The sequence below is a fragment of the Bradyrhizobium sp. HKCCYLRH2047 genome (genome assembly GCF_051168175.1).
GTDB lineage: Bacteria > Pseudomonadota > Alphaproteobacteria > Rhizobiales > Xanthobacteraceae > Bradyrhizobium.
Window position 1 is genome coordinate 384,680 of record NZ_JBNPUM010000009.1, and the last position, 15,812, is coordinate 400,491.

General features: G+C 67.7%; 14 protein-coding genes. 9 read left to right on the plus strand and 5 right to left on the minus strand.

The features are described from left to right. Positions 1-26 precede the first annotated feature (26 nt). From ACQR1D_RS23110 to ACQR1D_RS23125, 4 genes are read right to left on the minus strand one after another with little or no spacing between them, the layout of a single operon-like run. Positions 27-3,194 (minus strand): efflux RND transporter permease subunit, encoded by a 3,168-nt coding sequence (locus tag ACQR1D_RS23110; RefSeq protein WP_434894063.1) that lies wholly within the window; start codon positions 3,192-3,194, stop codon positions 27-29. Further along, positions 3,187-4,173: a divalent metal ion exporter adaptor subunit IhpB gene (gene ihpB / locus ACQR1D_RS23115; RefSeq protein ID WP_316216688.1), complete on the minus strand. Its 987-nt coding sequence runs from the start codon at positions 4,171-4,173 to the stop codon at positions 3,187-3,189. The genes ACQR1D_RS23110 and ihpB overlap by 8 nt, the downstream gene beginning before the upstream one ends. Next, positions 4,170-5,438, minus strand: a complete 1,269-nt coding sequence (gene ihpA, locus ACQR1D_RS23120; protein WP_434894062.1) for a divalent metal ion exporter subunit IhpA — start codon at positions 5,436-5,438, stop codon at positions 4,170-4,172. The genes ihpB and ihpA overlap by 4 nt, the downstream gene beginning before the upstream one ends. Before the next feature lie 58 nt (positions 5,439-5,496). Beyond that, on the minus strand, positions 5,497-5,919 hold the full coding sequence (locus tag ACQR1D_RS23125) for a hypothetical protein (protein WP_434892730.1): 423 nt from the start codon (positions 5,917-5,919) through the stop codon (positions 5,497-5,499). 252 nt (positions 5,920-6,171) lie between these two features. On the opposite strand from ACQR1D_RS23125, the gene ACQR1D_RS23130 reads away from it, so the two are divergent. The 8 genes from ACQR1D_RS23130 to ACQR1D_RS23165 all read left to right on the plus strand — a co-directional run bounded on the left by ACQR1D_RS23130 (position 6,172) and on the right by ACQR1D_RS23165 (position 13,285). Then, complete coding sequence (locus ACQR1D_RS23130; RefSeq protein ID WP_316239432.1) at positions 6,172-7,647, plus strand: amidase; 1,476 nt, start codon at positions 6,172-6,174, stop codon at positions 7,645-7,647. A gap of 194 nt (positions 7,648-7,841) precedes the next feature. Beyond that, complete coding sequence (locus ACQR1D_RS23135; protein WP_434894061.1) at positions 7,842-8,021, plus strand: DUF2256 domain-containing protein; 180 nt, start codon at positions 7,842-7,844, stop codon at positions 8,019-8,021. Positions 8,022-8,025: 4 nt separating this feature from the next. Then, positions 8,026-8,478, plus strand: coding sequence for a DUF3429 domain-containing protein (locus tag ACQR1D_RS23140; protein ID WP_434894060.1), 453 nt, complete (start codon positions 8,026-8,028; stop codon positions 8,476-8,478). Between the two features lie 65 nt (positions 8,479-8,543). Continuing rightward, entirely contained in the window at positions 8,544-9,293 is a 750-nt protein-coding gene (locus ACQR1D_RS23145) for an aspartate/glutamate racemase family protein (protein ID WP_434847838.1), read from the plus strand. A 148-nt stretch (positions 9,294-9,441) separates the two neighbouring features. Next, the gene (locus ACQR1D_RS23150) at positions 9,442-10,527 is read left to right on the plus strand and encodes an ABC transporter ATP-binding protein (RefSeq protein WP_316216696.1); all 1,086 of its coding nucleotides are present in this window, start codon (positions 9,442-9,444) and stop codon (positions 10,525-10,527) included. A gap of 25 nt (positions 10,528-10,552) precedes the next feature. Continuing rightward, positions 10,553-11,599, plus strand: coding sequence for an ABC transporter substrate-binding protein (locus ACQR1D_RS23155; protein ID WP_434894059.1), 1,047 nt, complete (start codon positions 10,553-10,555; stop codon positions 11,597-11,599). Positions 11,600-11,603: 4 nt separating this feature from the next. Continuing rightward, entirely contained in the window at positions 11,604-12,473 is an 870-nt protein-coding gene (locus ACQR1D_RS23160; RefSeq protein WP_434838518.1) for an ABC transporter permease, read from the plus strand. Further along, a complete protein-coding gene (locus ACQR1D_RS23165; RefSeq protein WP_434838517.1) occupies positions 12,470-13,285 on the plus strand; it encodes an ABC transporter permease in 816 nt (271 codons plus the stop codon). Before ACQR1D_RS23160 ends, ACQR1D_RS23165 begins: the two co-directional genes overlap by 4 nt. 550 nt (positions 13,286-13,835) lie before the next feature. On the opposite strand, the gene uraH is transcribed toward ACQR1D_RS23165, so the two are convergent. After that, complete coding sequence (uraH, locus tag ACQR1D_RS23170; RefSeq protein WP_315805248.1) at positions 13,836-14,177, minus strand: hydroxyisourate hydrolase; 342 nt, start codon at positions 14,175-14,177, stop codon at positions 13,836-13,838. Between the two features lie 80 nt (positions 14,178-14,257). Between uraH and ACQR1D_RS23175 the strand changes: the two genes are divergently transcribed. After that, positions 14,258-15,622 (plus strand): amidase, encoded by a 1,365-nt coding sequence (locus ACQR1D_RS23175; protein WP_434894058.1) that lies wholly within the window; start codon positions 14,258-14,260, stop codon positions 15,620-15,622. Positions 15,623-15,812: the final 190 nt, after the last annotated feature.

Sequence of the window (15,812 nt, forward strand, 5' to 3'; positions counted from 1 at the left end):
AGTCGCGAGCTGCATGCCGCTTCCGCCTACACGCTCCGCGTCTCCCGCCTGAACAGCACGTAGAGCGCCGGCAGCACCAGCAGGGTCAGCACCGTCGACGAGATGATGCCGCCGATCACGACGGTGGCGAGCGGGCGCTGGACCTCGGCGCCGGCCCCGGTCGCGATCGCCATCGGTACGAAGCCGAGCGAGGCGACCAGCGCCGTCATCAGCACCGGCCGCAATCGCGCCAGCGCGCCCTCCTCCACCGCAGCCCGCACCGAGCGTCCCTCCTGGCGCAGCCGTTCGATGAAGGCGATGATGACGAGGCCGTTGAGCACGGCGACGCCTGACAGCGCGATGAAGCCGACGCCGGCCGGGATCGACAGCGGCAGGCCGCGCAGCAGCAGCGCGGCGATGCCGCCGGTCAGCGCCAACGGAACGCCGGAGAACACCAGCGCGGCGTCGGCGAGCGAGCCCATGCTCATGAACAGCAGCAGGAACACCAGCGCCAGCGCGATCGGCACCACGATCGTGAGACGCTTGGTCGCCGACACCAGCTGCTCGAACTGGCCGCCCCAGCCGATCCAATAGCCCGGCGGCAGCTTGACCTTCTCCACGACGGCGGCCTGCGCCTCGGTCACGAACGAGCCGAGGTCGCGGGCGCGAACATTGGCTGACACGACGATGCGCCGCTTGCCGTTCTCGCGGCTGACCTGGTTCGGTCCCGGCGCCGAGGCCACCGCGGCCACCGACGATAGCGGCACGTAGCGCGGCTGTGCGGCCGTGGAGAAGGCGGTGCGCAGCGGCGCGGCATTCGCCTCCTCACCCGCCGGCAGCGGAATCGGGATCGCGCGGATCGCATCGAGATTGCCGCGCAGACGCTCGGGCAGCCGGACGACGATGTCGAAGCGACGGTCGCCGTCGAACAGCTTCCCGGCCGCCTTGCCGCCGATCGCGATCTCCACCACGCTCTGCACCTCGGCAACGCTGAGGCCGTAGCGCGACAACGCCTGGCGATCGATCCTGACCGTCAGGATCGGCAGTCCCGCGACCTGCTCGGTCTTGACGTCGGTGGCGCCATTGACGCCGCGGATCGCGGCTTCGACCTGGCGCGCGGCACCCTGCAGGATGTCGAGGTCGTCGCCGAAGATCTTGATTCCGACGTCGCTGCGCACGCCGGAGATCAGCTCGTTGAAGCGCAACTGGATCGGCTGCGAAATCTCGTAGTTGCTGCCGGGGATCTCGTCGGCCGCCGCCTCGATCTCGGCGACGAGCTGCGCCTTCGGCTTCGCCGGGTCGGGCCACTCCGGGCGCGGCTTCAGCATGATGTAGCCGTCGCCCTGCGACGGCGCCATCGGATCGGTCGCTACCTCCGCCGTGCCGATGCGGGTGAAGACGTCCTTCACTTCGGGTATCAGCCGCAGCCGCGCCTCCAGCGCCTTCTGCAGGTCGACCGAGAGGGTCAGGCTCGTTCCCGGGATGCGCAACGCCGCGAGCGCGACATCGCCCTCGTCGAGGCTCGGGATGAACTCGCCGCCCATGCGCGTCGCGGCAAAGCCGCTCGCCGCGACGATCACCACGGCTATGGCCGCGACCATCAGGCGGTGCGCGATCACGCCGCGCAGCAGCGGCGCGTAGATCCGCCGCGCGCCGCGCATGACGAGATTCTCCTGTTCGGAGACTTTGCCGGTGACGAAGATCGCGATCGCAGCCGGCACGAAGGTGATGGAAAACAGCACGGCGGCGGCGAGCGCCATCAGCACCGTCAGCGCCATCGGCGTGAACATCTTGCCCTCGACGCCGGTCAGGGTCAGCACTGGCAGATAGACCACGGCGATGATGCCGGTGCCGAACAGGCTCGGGCCGATCACCTCGCGCGCGCCGCTGACGATGGTCTGCAACCGCTCGGCGGTCGTGAGCAGTCCGCCCTTGCGATGCTGCGCCTGGGCCAGCAGCCGCAGGCAGTTCTCGACGATGATGACGGCGCCATCGACGATGATGCCGAAATCGATCGCGCCAAGACTCATCAGGTTGGCGCTGACCTTGCTCTCGACCATGCCGGTGATGGTCATCGCCATCGACAGCGGGATGATGCAGGCGGTGACCAGCGCGGCCCGGATGTTGCCGAGCAGCAGGAACAGCACCACGACGACCAGCGCGGCGCCTTCGAGCAGGTTCTTCTCCACGGTGCGGATCGTCGCTTCGACCAGATGGGTGCGGTCGTAGAGCGTGCGCGTGACCACGCCCTCGGGCAGCGATTTGGCGATGTCGTCAAGCCGGGCCGCGACGCGACGCGCCACGGCGCGGCTGTTCTCGCCGATCAGGAGCATCGCCGTACCCAGGATCGTCTCCTCGCCGTTGAGCGTCGCGGCGCCCGTGCGCAGGTCGCGCCCTTCGCTGACCTCGGCGACGTCGCCGATGCGCACCGGCGTGCCGCCGCGGGCGCCGATCACGATGTCCTTGAGCTCGGCGGCGCTGCCGACCTGGCCCGGCGCACGCACCAGATATTGCTCGCCATTGCGCTCGATATAGCCGGCGCCGACATTGGCGTTGTTGGACGCCAGCGCGGCGATGACGTCGCGGAAGCTGATCTTGTAGGCCATCAGGCGGCCGGGATCGGGCAGCACGTGGAACTGGCGCTCGAAGCCGCCGATGGTGTTGACCTCGATCACGCCCGGCACGCCGCGCAGCTGTGGCCGGATGATCCAGTCCTGAATGGTGCGCAGATCGGTCGGCGAGTAGTCCGCGCCGTCGGGCGTCTTGGCGCCGGGCCTGGCTTCGACCGCATACATGAAGATCTCGCCGAGCCCGGTCGAGAGCGGTCCCATCGCCACCTCGACGCCCGGCGGCAGCTGGTCCTTGATCTGCTGGATGCGCTCGTTGACGAGTTGGCGGGCGAAATAGATGTCGGTGCCGTCCTGGAACACGACGGTGACCTGGCTCAGCCCATAGCGCGACAGCGAGCGGGTGTAGTCCAGCTTCGGCAGGCCGCCCATCGCGGTCTCGACCGGGAAGGTGATGCGCTGCTCGGTCTCGAGCGGCGAGTAGCCGGGCGCCTTGGTGTTGATCTGCACCTGCACGTTGGTGATATCTGGCACGGCGTCGATCGGCAGCCGGGTGAAATTCCAGGCGCCGAAGCCGGCCGCCGCGAGCGCGACGAGCAGCACCAGCCAGCGCTGGCGCACGGCGAAGGCGAGGAGCGCGTCAATCATGCTCGGCCTCCCCCTTGCCCATCTCCGCTTTCACCACAAAACTGTTCTCGGCGACGTAGTGTTCACCGGCGGCGAGGCCGTCGCGGATCTCGACATGGGTCGGGTCGGATTCGCCGGTGACCACCGGGCGCGCCTCGATCTTGTCGCCCTCCTCGCGCACGAACACGACGGTCTTGTTCTCCAAGGTCTGGATCGCGCTGGCGCGGACCGCCACGGCGACGCTGCGCTTGGCGAGAACCAGCTGCGCGGTGACGAACAGGCCCGGACGCAGCCGGCCGTCGGGATTGGCCAGCACGACGCGGGCGAGCGCGGTCTGCGTTTCGCTGGCGCCGACCGGCGCGATGTAGGAGACGTGGCCGCGGATCGCGCCGCGGCCGTCATCGGGGTCGATCAGCACCTCGTCGTCGAGCCGGACGCGCCGGAGATCCTGGCGGTAGATCGACAGGTCGACCCAGATCGTGGAGAGATCGGCGACCACGAAGGCCGGCTTCTGCTCGGAGGCGTATTCGCCGAGCGAGATCTGGCGGTCGATGATGGTGCCGCCGATCGGCGCCTTGAGATCATACGCCGTCAGGCTCTGATTGCTCTCGATCGCGGCGAGCAGCTCGTCCTTGGCGACGGTGTCGCCGATGCGCTTCCTGATGGCACGGACGATGCCGGGAAAGCGCGGCGTCACCTGCACCAATGCTTCCTGGTTGGCGCGCAGCACGCCGTTGAACGATAGCGTATCCGACAAGGTCGCGGGTCCGGCTTCGGCGAGCGCGACGCCGGCCGCGGCGAGCTTCACGTCGCTGATGCGGATGCGGTCGGCGCCATGTTCGTCCTGCTCGACATGATCCTTCGGTGCCGCCTTCTCGGCATGATCGGCATGGCCGACCGTTGCGTCGGCATGCGGCTCCGCCTCGCCCAGCAGGCGCGATGCGCCGGCGCCGGCCGCGGCGGCGAGGACGGCAATCAGGATGACGGTGAATGGTCTCATCGCGCGGTCTCCCGTGCCAGGGTGAAGGGACGGCCGACCAGGCCTTCGATCGTCGCCACGGCGACATGGATGTTCTGCAGCGCCTCCTGCTCGCGCAGCCGCGCCTGCGCCACGCTCGCCTGCGCGTCCAGCACTTCGAGCAAAGAGAAGCGGCCGGCGCTGTAGCCCTGCGCGATCTCGTCGGCGGCCTCCTGCGCCTTCGGGATCGCGATCTCGCGCAACACCGACAATTCCCGCAGCGAGCCTTGCAGCGAGTCGTAGGCGCGGCCGGCGATCACCAGCAGCGCGTTGCGGTTGGCCTTGCGCTCGGCTTCGGTCTTGGCGAGGCTTTCCTGCGCCGAGAGGATGTTGCCCTGGTTCTGGTCGAACACCGGGATCGGCACGGAGATGCTGAGCCTGACGGCATCATCCTGGGTGTCGTTGAAGTGCCGCCACCCGGCGCCGATGCGGACGTCGGGATAGGGCTTGAGCCGGGCCAGCAGCAGCTCGGCATTGCGCTGGGCGTAGACCGCGGTCCAGCGGACGAGCTGCGGATTGGCATCGATGGCGGAGATCACGGTCTGGAACGCCGGCGGCTGGCCGGTCGCATCGAACCGGCCGGTGACGGCCGGGAGCTTCGCCGAGCTGTCGCCGATCAGCACGGCGAGCTCGCGGCGCGCGCTCGCCAGCGTCGCCTTGACGCGCTCGCGATCGGCCCGCACCAGCGCCGAGGCGACCTCGGCGCGGCCGGTCTCCGCCGGCGACGACGCGCCGGCCTCGACGCGACGGCGCAGCAGCGGCGTCAGGCGATCGAGCGCTGCGACCTGATCGTCGAGGATCTGGATGCGCCGCTGCGTGGCGAGCACCGTCACGAAGGCGATCGCCGTCTCCGACAGCACTTCCAGCCGCACCGCCTGGCGCTGGATCTCGGCGACCCGTACGCCGGCCTGGCCGGCGGCGATGCGCGCGTCGCGCTTGCCGAACCATTCGAACGCCTGGCTGATCTGCAAGGTGGTCTCGGCCGACCGCGTGCCGCGATATTGACCCGAGCCGAATGAATTGTCCTGCTCGTAGGACAGCTCGGGATTGAGCAGCGCGCCCGCCTGCAGCCGCTGGCCGGAGGCGATGCCGATGTCGCGGTCGGCGGCGGACAGCCGTGGATTGGCGGCGAGCGCGCGCGACAGCGCCGCGCGGAGGGTCAGCGTCTGCGCCGCTGACGCGTGCACGGACAGAGCGAGCAGGACTGCGGCGCCGATGGCGCGCGCAGCCATCCCGGGGAATGGCATGAGATCAACCTGTCTGGACGGGCAAGGATGGACGGCGTCGGCCGTCCGGCACGTTGCGTCAGCTCAGGTGTCTTGGCGGCGGAGACTCGGACTCGGGAAGGATGCCTGCACTGAGCAGGGGAACGGCCCAGCCGGTCGCGGCCACGACCTCGGCCGGGACGGCGGCAAACTGCGGCTGCGGCACGGCCACCGAGAAGCAGCCATGGCAATGATGGTCGGCGACGCCGCGCTGATCGGTGTGGCCCGCCCGGTCGAGCAGCGACGCGATCTCCGGCTTGCCGGCGAAGGGATGGGCGACGTCGATGTCACAGGCGCCGTGCAGCGCGCCGGCGAGAACATAGGCGAGCATCAGGCAGGCAGCCACGATCCGGCGCAGCATGCGCGGACGGCTCGTGATGTCTCGTTTGCCAATGCTGCGCACCGCGCCCCCTGTTCGGCCAGCGGATAGCACGCGGCCGGCGCGGTTGTCGATCAGCAACAATGTAACAACCGGAACCGCTCACAGCGCGCATGGCGCTGTGAGCGGCCGAAGCAGCGCCCGAGTGTCGATTTCCGGAACGGGCTTGGCTCCACGCGATCACCGGTAAGCCGTGGCGCATGAGCGCGCCGTATTGGCGGCATGCAGCGTGCTTGATTGACTCGCCGCCTTCGCAAACTAAGGTTCGCGTCGCGGAACATGCAAGGCGCGAACTCATCGAACACGCGATGCGCCGCGCGAAAGATCGGAAGACAGATGACGTTGGCGATGAGCTGGGACGAGTGGGCCCGGCATGATGGCATGGCGCTGGCGGCGCGCGTTCGCAATGGCGAACTGACGGCGGCGGAGCTGGCGCGGCAGGCCGCTGAAGGCATTGCCAAGGTCGATCCCGCGCTGTCGGGCGTGGTCGAGGTCTTTGCCGACGCCGTCGAAGATCCCATCAAGGCGGGCGCCAATGCCGACGGCGCCTTCGCCGGCCTGCCGTTCCTGATGAAGGATCTCGGACCGACCATGGCCGGGCGGCTGCAGGAGCAGGGCTCGCTCTACATGCGCGGCAACCGCCCCGCCGCCGATACGCATCTCACGGGGAAGATGCGCAAGGCCGGCCTCAACCTGATGGGGCGCACCACGACGCCGGAGTTCGGCGTCTGCAGCTCGGCGGAGAACCCGGCCGTCTATGTCACGCGCAATCCCTGGAACACGGACTACACGACCTGCGGCTCCTCGGCCGGCAGCGCGGCGATGGTCGCCGCCGGCGTCGTGCCGATCGCGCATGCGACCGATGGCGGCGGCTCGATCCGGATTCCCGCCGGCGTCAACGGCAATATCGGCCTGAAGGTCTCGCGCGGCGTGTTCTCGATCGCGCCGCATCTGTCGGATCTCTCCGGGCTTGTCTCGATCCAGGGCTGCCAGTCGCGCAGCGTGCGCGACACCGCGGCGTTCGTCGACCATTGCCGCGGCGGCGCGCCGGGCGAGTTCATGCCGTACTGGACCACGCCGGAGCCGTATGTCGAGCTGATCAAGCGCGATCCCGGCAAGCTGAAAATCGCGCTGTCGCATCAATGGGGCGACTACCGCGCCACGCCGCACATCGCGGCCGAGCTGGCGCGCGTCGGCAAGTTCCTGGAAGGCCTCGGCCATCACGTCGGCTACGCGCTGCCGGACGTCGATTATCGCGCCGCGTTCGCCGCGCAGACGACCTGCTACATCTCCAACTTCGCGATCGTCATCAACAACCTGCTGGCGCAGCGCAAGCTCGAGCGGCCGCCGGCCGAGCTGATCGAGCCGATCAACATCCGCATCTGGGAAGCGGGTCGCGATACGAGCTTCGCCGAGCGCGCGGCGATGCAGGCGGTGTTCAACACGACGTCGCGCGCCTTCGGTGCCTTCTTCGAGGACTGGGACATCATCCTGACCCCGATCACCGCGCTGCCGACGCCGAAGATCGGCACCACCGAATATCTGACCATCAGCGACAATCCGTCCGTGCTCGACTGGTTCGAGAACCTGTGGCGCAACTTCGCGTTCACGCCGCTCGCCAATCTCTGCGGCATCCCCGCGATCTCGCTGCCGCTCGCGACCAACGAGCACGGCCTGCCGCTCGGCATCCAGGCGATCGGCAAGCAGGCCGACGACGGCCTGCTGCTGCAGCTCGCGGCCCAGATCGAGCGCGCGATCGACGGCAAGTGGAACGGCGGTGCGACACCCGCCGTGCATGTGACCAAAGCCTGAGCCGCGACCACGGGCCACTGATCCGTCGTTGCCCGTCGATCGTTGCCCAGCGTGGATGGTGCCGGCCGGAGCCGGCGCCGCGCACTGGTCGGCGAGGACGAACATGATGGGCGAACGGATCGCGACGCGCTCCGGCAAGGCAGCAGCGGATGCGGCCCTGCCCCGGCGCGGCACGCCGGTCCCGTGGTGACGCCATGCCGAAGATGCGGCGCAAGGCCGACTTGCCCACCACGATATGCGCTGCGTGCGGCCGCCCGTTCGCGTGGCGGCGCAAATGGGCACGCGACTGGGACGAGGTGAAATACTGTTCGGACCGCTGCCGATCCGACCGCGGCCGGACCTCCACTGCGGTCGCCAAGTGCCGAGAAGGCTAGCATCATGATGTCCGGCGTCCCCGCTCCGATACGCATTCTCGGCCTCGCCGGGCTGATTCCGTTCGCGGGCCTCGCGGTGTTGGCGATCGCAGGTGACGATCCGATCCGGCAGGCCGCGCTGCGCGCGCAGATCGGCTATGGCGCGGTCATCGTGAGCTTTCTCGGCGCGATCCATTGGGGCATCGCCGTGCAGACGCCGGTCCTGGCAGGCTGGCCGCGCATGAGCTGGGGGGTGACGCCCTCTTTACTCGGCTGGGTCGCGCTGCTGCTGCCGCCGCTGCCCGCTTTGGTGCTGCTCGCAGTCGCGCTGCTGACGGCGCAGGTCTCCGATGAGTACAGCTTCGGCGGCGACCACCCGCGCGCCTGGTTCCTGAAGCTGCGGCGCCTGCTCAGCATCGGTGCGATCCTCTCTCTGCTTGCCACGCTGATAGGCATCGTGGTCGAAGGCGCGCCCTGACGGCCACCGTTCTGGACAACGCAGCAATCCCTCGGGCAAGCTCGCATATCCACTCGCGAGGCGCCATGAACATCCTGCTGCTCAATCCCAACATCCGCACCGACATCACCGAGCTGATGCTGCAGGTCGGCCGCGACGCCGCCGCGCCGGGCACGACGCTGATCCCCTGCACCGCGCCGCGCGGCGTGCCCTATATCGCCACCCGCGCCGAGGCGCAGATCGGCGGCGCCGTCGCACTGGAGATGCTGGCGGAGCGCAACGGCACGTTCGACGCCGCGATCGTCGCCGCGTTCGGCGATCCCGGCCTGTTCGCGGCGCGCGAGCTGTTCGACGTACCCGTGATCGGGCTGGCGGAGGCCGCGATGCTGACGGCCTGCATGGCCGGCCGGCGCTTCGCGATCGTCACCTTCGCGCAGGCGCTCGGCCCCTGGTACGAGGAGTGCGTGCGCATGCACGGGCTGATGGAGCGCTGCGCCGGCATCCGCATGCTCGACGGCAGCTTCAAGCAGATCTCCGACGTGCAGCACGAGAAGGAAGAGCTGCTGGTCGAGTTGGCGCTGCGCGCGGTCGAGGAGAACGACGCCGACGTGCTGATCTTTGCCGGCGCGCCGCTGTCGGGCCTTGCCGCGCGCGTCGCGCACCGCATTCCCGTGCCCGTGGTCGACCAGGTGATCGCGGCGGTGAAGCAGGCCGAGGCACTGCTGGCGCTGAGGATGCGCAAGGCCACCGCCGGCACCTTCCGCCGCCCGGCCGCGAAGCCGACGACGGGGCTGCCGGAGGCCTTGGCCGCGCGACTGGAGCATCGCGACGGATAGTTGGGCCGAGCCAATCTTGTTAGCTGGCGCTCGGGGCGAAACTCGTCCTACTCCCGTACCCCACTTCCACTTCTGTACACAAACCGCCTTCGCTGCCTGAAAAGGCGGCACGCTTCTTGCTTTTTCAAACGAGTTGAGCAGGAAGCCCATGGCCAGCGTATCGGACGCCAAGTCGCTCGTTCTGGATCGGATCACGCACCGCTTCGCCAGCGGAACGATCGCCGTCTCCGACATCAATCTCGACGTGAAAGGCGGCGAGATCATTGCCCTGCTCGGGCCCTCGGGCTGTGGCAAGACCACGCTTTTGCGCATCATCGCCGGCTTCATCGGCCAGAGCGAGGGACGTGTCATCATTGGCAACGACGTCGTCGACGCGCTGCCGCCCAATCGCCGCGCGGTCGGCATCGTGTTCCAGAACTACGCGCTGTTTCCGCATCTCTCGATCACCGAGAATGTCGGCTACGGCCTCGCCGCGCGCGGCGTCGACAAGGCGACGCGCAACAAGGAGGCGCAGCGGCTGCTCGACATGGTGCAGCTCGGCCCGTTCGGCGAGCGGCTGCCGCGACAATTGTCCGGCGGCCAGCAGCAGCGCGTGGCGCTGGCGCGCGCGCTCGCGATCAAGCCGTCGATCCTGCTGCTCGATGAGCCGTTCGCCGCGCTCGACAAGAATCTGCGGCTGGACATGCAGATCGAGGTCAAGCGGCTGCAGCGCATGGCCGGCACGACCACGCTGATCGTGACCCACGACCAGGAGGAGGCGCTGTCGATGGCCGATCGCGTCGCGGTGCTCAGCCATGGCCATCTCGAACAGTTCGGCACACCGTCCGAGATCTACGACCAGCCGCAGACGCTGTTCGTGAACAGCTTCGTCGGCACCGCGAACAAGATGAAGGGCGTGGTCGTGACGGCCGATGCTAACGGCGTCAAGGTCGCGCTGGAGGCCGGCGGCGAGATCATCGCCCGCGCGCCGCAGCCGGTCCGTGCCTCCGACAAGGTCACCGTCTGCCTGCGTCCCGAGCATCTCACCTTCGTCGGCGATGACTCCGGCTTTGCCGGCGAGATCGGCATGGCGCTGCCGCTCGGCGCCACGGTGGTCCATGAGATCAAGGCGCGCGACGGATCGAGCATCAAGATTTCGCAGGCCCGCACCGGCGGCACGCCTTTGCGCGAGGCCGGCACGCCGGTGCGCGTCGCGCCGCTCGCGCCGGGCCTCGCCACCGTCTTCCCCCAATGAACCAACCGACACATCGGAGTGAAACATGATGCTTGACCGCCGCCGGCTCCTGACCAGCGCGTTGACGCTGGGAGCCATGCACGCCTTCCCCGGTCTCAGCCTCGCGCAGGCGCGACCGCTGGTGTTCGCGACCTTCACCGGAAGCTGGGAAGAAGCACATAAAGCCGTGCTCGTCCCTGCCTTCCGCAAGGCCAACGCTGATGCCGCGATCGTGCTCGATCCGATGCTGTCGGTCGACCAGATCGCCAAGGTCAACGCCGCCAAGGCCAATCCGCCGATCGACGTCATGCTGCACGATCCCGGTCCGGCGCTGGTCGCGATCGGACAGGATCTCGTCGAGCCCTACCCGGCCGACAAGAGCGCCTATTTCAAGGACCTGATTCCCGAAGCGCAGGACGCCATGGGCCCGGCGCCGTTCTTCCAGGTCGTCGGCCTCACCTACAATCCCGAGACGGTGAAGACGCCGCCGACGTCGTGGGCCGATCTGTGGAAGCCCGAATTCAAGGGCAAGGTCGGCATCACCAATCTGAACTCCACGCTCGGCACCGGCTGGCTGGTCGAGATCGCGCGCATGCGCGGCGGCTCGGAGGCCAATGTCGATGAGGGCTTCAAGGCGCTGGAGGAGCTGAAGCCGAACCTCGCCGCCGTCGCCGCCAATCCGGGCGCGCTGGCGACCCTGTTCCAGCAGGGCCAGATCGACATCTCGCCCGGCAATTTCAACGCCATCCAGATCCTGAAGGCCCGGGGCGTGCCGGTCGAGTTCGTGGCGCCGAAGGAAGGCGCCATCGCCTTCAAGACCACCATCCACATCGTCAAGAACTCGCCGAACAAGGAGCTCGCCTTCAAGCTGATCGAGGCGGCGCTGTCGCCGGAGGTGCAGACGGCGCTGATGAACCCGCCCTATCTGATCGTGCCGACCAACACCAAGGTCGCGATGACCGGCGAGATCGCCAAGGTGCTGGCCAAGGACACCGCGGAGCTGAAGAAGAAGTTCGTGTTCCAGGACTGGAAGAAGATCAACGAGCAGCGCGCGTCCTGGATCGAGAAGTTCAACCGCGACATCAAGATCTGACGCGATGAAGAGCGCGACGGCAGCGCCTGGAGACGTGACCAGCTTCAGCCTGGGGCTCGCATTGCCCTTAGGCTTGGTGTTCGCGCTCTTCTTCGTGCTGCCGCTGGCGCAGCTCCTGTATCTCTCGCTCCACAACGATACCGCCGCGACGGTGTGGGGGCTCGGCCAGTATCTCAAGTTCCTGACCGACCCCTTCAGCCTCGCCGTGCTCGGCTCGACCTTGCTGCTCGGCGCCGAGGTGACGCTCGCCTGCCTCGTGCTCGGCTATCCCATCGCCTGGCTGTACCAGCGCTCCGGCAGCCGGGTGCAGACGCTCATCATCATGATCGTGCTGCTGCCGCTGCTCACCAGCGTCGTGGTCAGGACCTTCGCCTGGATCGTCATTCTGGGACGGCAGGGCATCATCAACTCCGTTCTGCAATCACTCGGGTTGATCGGCACGCCGCTGCGCATGATCTACACGCAAGGCGGGCTCATCGCCGCGCTTGCGCAGGTGCAGATGCCGCTGATGGTGCTGCCCCTGATCACGGCGATCGGCCGCATCGATCCCAACCTCTCCGACGCCTCGGCCTCGCTCGGCGCCGGCAGCTGGCGCACCTTCTTCAAGGTGATGCTGCCGCTGTCGATGCCCGGCATCATCGCCGGCTGCACATTGACCTATGCTGCGGCGATCACCGCCTTCATCACCCAGTCGCTGGTTGGCGGCGGCCAGATGCTGTTCATGCCGATGTATCTGTACCAGCAGGCTTCGACCCTGCAGAACTGGCCGTTCGCGGCGGCGATCTCGATCATCTTCCTGTTCGCGGTGCTCGCCATCGTCGCGCTGTTCTCGATGCTCGGGCGGCGTGCCCGCGGCTATGGAGAGGCGCGATGAGCAGGCGGCGAAAAAACTGGGAAGCGCTGAGCTTCCAGATCGTGATGACGGTCATTGCCATCATGGCGCTGATCCTGATCGTCTCGCCGTCGCTGGTCGTGGTCATCGTCTCCTTCACGTCCGGCTTCTCGCTGAAATTCCCGCCGCCCGGTTATTCGACGCGCTGGTACGTCGAATTGTGGAACGCCTGGCAACTGCAATTCGCCGCGCGCAACAGCGTCGTCGTCGCGCTGTGGTCGACGGGGCTCTCGATCGTGCTCGGGGTCGCCGCGGCGCTGGCGATCTCGCGCTCCAGGACGCTGACCGCAAAGCTCCTGGACTCCTTGTTCATGTCGCCGCTGGTGCTGCCCGCGCTCGCCTTCGGGCTTGCGGCGCTGATGTTCTTCTCGCTGGTCGGCCTGCCGGTGTCGCTGCTGACACTCGTCATCGGCCACACCATCGTCTGCGTGCCCTACGTCGTCCGCAACACCGTCGCCGCCCTGGCCCAGCTCGAGCCGACCTTGCTGGAAAGCTCGGCGATCCTCGGTGCCAGCAGGCTCTACACGTTCCGCCGCATCGTGCTGCCGCTGATCCGCCCCGGCATCATCTCCGGCGCGTTCATCGCCTTCATGTCGTCGTTCGACAACGTGCCGGTGTCGCTGTTCCTGCGCGATGCCGCCACCGACATGCTGCCGATCCGGATGTGGCAGGACCTCGAAGGCAAGCTCGACGTCACCATCGCTGCACTGTCGAGCGTGCTGATCATCGCCACGATCGCGCTGATGGCGATCATGGAGAGGACGACGGGACTGTCGAAGCGGCTGACGGGTTAGTGGCGCGAGGTCGGGGGCCTCATGGATCGAGACGCGCCGCGAGGCGGCGCTCCTTACCATGAGGGTCAAGCGGCGGAGCGGCCGCTACACAGAGGACCATGAACATGCTGTCAGCGTGTTCATGGAGAGCAACCTCATGGAGAAGCGAGAAACCGATCGACCTTGCCGCGGGCGGGACGGCCGTGACTGCGCCCTCGCCCCTTATGGGAGAGGGCATGTACAATAGCGCAACGATCTCGGTCGGGTGAGGGGTCTGTCTCAACGAGTTGCGCTCGCGGAGAGGACCCCTCACCCGACCGAGCCTGAGGATCAGCCGGCGATGCCCTCTCCCACAAGGGGCGAGGGCACTGCATCGCGCAGCGTTGCGGAGGTTGCATCAAAAGACCAGAGATCGGGAAGCGAGAAGAGAGTCCGGCGCCGAAGCTGGAGCTACACGTGAACTATGAGCCGTGTGTTCATGGAGAGGGTGAATATCTCGCCGCGAAATCAGCCCTCATCCTGAGGAGCCCGCCGCAGGCGGGCGTCTCGAAGGACGGCCGCGCGCGACGCACTAGGCCCCACGAAAGATCGAATAGCCCCAGGGCGTGAATTTCAGCGGCAGGTGAAAATGCTCCTCGACCTTGTCGATCGCGAAGCGAAACGGCACAGTGGTGAGGAATTTCGTTTGAGCGTTTGCCCCGAAGAACTCGCCGACATGGAACAGCACCTCATACTCGCCAGCCGTGACGCCCTCGCCCTTGACGACAGGCGCCTGCAGCGTGCCGTCGGCGCCGAGCTGTCCCTCCGCGAGCAGCGTGCGATCCGGCGTCAGGCGCCAAATCGCGACGCGCAGGCCACGCGCGGGGCGCCCGTTCGCCACGTCAACCGCATGAACCGAGATCCCGCCGGCCATCACCCACCTCATCCTGTCTTTGCTGCGATGATAGACGCGAAATCGGTCGTCGCGCCAGCCACGCAATGGAATGAGACATCATGTCCGTGACGGCATCCCAGATCGCAAGCGCTGTCCTGGAACGGCAGGCGTCGGCCAGAGAGACGGCCGAGCAGGCGCTTGCGCGCATTGCCGCGGCGCGCGACCTCAACGCCGTCGTCACGATCGATCCCGAACGTACGTACGCTGAGGCCGATGCCGTCGACGCGCGTGTTGCAGTCGGAGAGCAGCTCCCGCTGGCTGGCGTGCCGATCGTGGTCAAGGACAACATCTGGGTCGAGGGTTGGCGCATCACGCAGGGCTCGCGGCTGTTCACCGATTTCATTGCGCCAGAGGATGCGATCGCCATCGCGCGGGTGCGGCGCGCTGGCGCCGTCATTGTCGGCATCGGCGCGACCTCCGAATTCGCTTGCAAGGGCGTGACGACCTCGCTCCTGTACGGGCCGACCCGCCATCCGCTGGATCAGCAGCTCACGCCCGGCGGCTCGTCCGGCGGGCCGGCTGCGGCGGTGGCAGCCGGGCTCGTGCCGCTCGCGATCGGCACCGATGCCGGCGGCTCGAGCCGCCGGCCGCCGGCCCATGTCGGCGTGGTCGGATTCAAGCCGTCCTACGGCGCGATCCCCTATGGGCCTGGCTTTGCCGAGCCGTTCTGGCGCATCTCGGTGATCGCGCCGATCGCCGCCGATGTCGCCGATGCCAGGCTTGCGTTCGAGGTCATGGCCGGTGCCGATCCGCGCGATCCCGATGCGTTCGATGTGGCCGTGGCCGATCAGGAGAAGCCGCTTCGCGTGACATTCTCGCCGCGGCTCGGCTTGGATGTCGCCGTCGATCACGAGGTGAGTGCCGGCTTGCAGCAGGCCGTCGCCCGGCTCCGCGCCAGTGGCATGACAATCGAGGACAAGAATCCGATCTGGCCGGCAGGGCTTGCCGAAGATGCGGTGATGCCGCTGCAGCACGCCGGGCTGGCCGCACTCTACGGCGAAGGCTTTCGCAGCGATCCCACGCAGTTCGACCCGGACATCGCCAAACAGATCGAGCGCGGCCTCGGCCTGAGCGGCGCAGACGTGGCGCGCGCGATGGAAGCGAGCACGCAGATCGCGCGCGCGTTTGCGGCGTTCTTCACCGAGGTCGACGTGCTGCTCGCGCCGACCGTGCCCTGCGTCGCCTGGCCGTTCACGCAGCTCGGCCCAGCGGAGATTGGTGGCAAACCCGCCATGCCGCGGGCGCACGCGGTGTTCACGCCTTACGCCAACCACGCCGGCGTGCCGGCGATCTCGATTCCGTGCGGGACCAATTCGCAGGGCCTGCCCTTCGGCCTGCAACTGATCGCCGCACGCGGGCGCGATCGGATGCTGCTGGACGTGGCGGCGCGGGCGGAGAGAGTGTTGCTTGGTTCGTTTGAATGAGCTCACGGCGGTCTTAACCTCGCCCCGCTTGCGGGGAGAGGTCGGATTGCATCGCCAGATGCAATCGGGGTGAGGGGGTACAGGTCCAACAACGAACACCACTCGTGCGGCTGCCCCCATTGGCGCTAACTTACCATTTTGCTGCCGGAAATGGATGATTCCTCGGTCGAGTGACTGACGAATCGCTTTC